The organism is Phyllobacterium sp. P5_D12, assembly GCF_054049495.1.
Window position 1 is genome coordinate 1 of record NZ_JBFUMG010000859.1, and the last position, 1,349, is coordinate 1,349.

Below are 1,349 nucleotides of genomic sequence, written 5' to 3' on the forward strand. Positions count from 1 at the left end.
ATGCTGATGTTGCACTTTTTGATTTCCCTTCGACTCGAGGGCAAGTGTTTAATCTTGCATCAGGTAAGGCACAACAAATACAAGACATTCTCGATAAGCTGATCCATATCTCGGGTCAGAAGATTGATGTTCAAGTTGATCCAGAACGTTTGCGCCCGAGTGCGGTTGCAAGCGCTGTAGGCGATGCCAGTGCTGCTCTTAACGCAATTCGCTGGAAACCAGCAATATCGTTTGAGACAACCCTGACCAACGTTTACGACTATTGGAAGGAGCATGTCACTGCCGCTTAACGTCCAAGCCCGCTTTAAGGGCGAATTGGAGGCTTGGGTCACAGGATTGGAGCAGGGTTATTGTATTCGATTAGGCGAGCATTAATGACGCCAGATGAATGTCCGCGCTGGAGTTCTTTGTGATCTACAAAGCCGTCAGCAGCATAGCGATCCGTTCATTGAGAAGGTTTGTACGCTTTCTCTATCACGACTTGAGAGTTTTCAAAGCTTGGTCAGACCGCCGGTTTTCGGCGCGATCTTCGATAACCGAATACCACGTCGGAGAGAAAAAAAACGCTGGAGAGGTCTACGCCATCTATCTGATATGGCAGCCAGCCGGCTTTCCTTGGTATGTGAAGAATACCCTGTCGGCGCTCAATGATTTAGGCATCAATGTTATTGCGGTCGTCAATCATCCGCTGAACGATGAGCAATTGTCTGAACTCAGGAGACATTGCGCGCACCTTCTTATCAGGGACAATGCCGGGTTTGACATGGGTGGTTACAGGGATGCCACGCTATTCATACGAGAAACCCTGAAACCCAGTCGCGTCTGCTATCTCAATGACAGCGTATATTGCTTCAGGGAAGGTCTGATTGACCTTTTCAGAAAACTGGCAAATTCTGCGGCCGATATCGCAGCTCCATTTGAAAATCACGAATATTCCTACCACATCCAATCGTTCTGCTTCAGTGTAAGTGGTCGAATTTTCCTCAGTGAAGAATTTAAAACTTTTTGGCAAAATTATCTTCCGGTCGATTCCAGGGTTTGGGCGATCGACAAAGGAGAAAAAGGCCTGTCAAATGCCATCGTTCCGATAGCAGAGAGAATTGACGTCTTCTATACACCCGACCATTTGCGACCCTTTTTGCTTGACCTCCCGTTAGATGAATTACAGCGGCTCAACCGGTATTTCCCGAGATTGGTACGCCACAAGGAGGGAGAGTTGCAAAAACTATCGAAGTCGCAACTCGTGACCGAATTGTGCAGGCTTGTTGCAATTCGGTCCCAAATCCACACAGGCGCGTTTCTCTACCAGCGTTTCATGGGTTGTCCAATGATGAAACGAGACCTGTATT

At 47.7% G+C, this 1,349-nt stretch carries 1 protein-coding gene and 1 pseudogene; both read left to right on the forward strand.

Features of this window, described 5'->3' with window-relative positions; genetic code table 11:
• Window positions 1-290: pseudogene (locus tag ACXJ5O_RS27080) on the forward strand (GDP-mannose 4,6-dehydratase); the annotation flags it as partial.
• A gap of 119 nt (window positions 291-409) precedes the next feature.
• A partial coding sequence (locus ACXJ5O_RS27085) for a rhamnan synthesis F family protein (RefSeq protein ID WP_457302612.1) occupies window positions 410-1,349 on the forward strand: 940 nt, incomplete at its 3' end.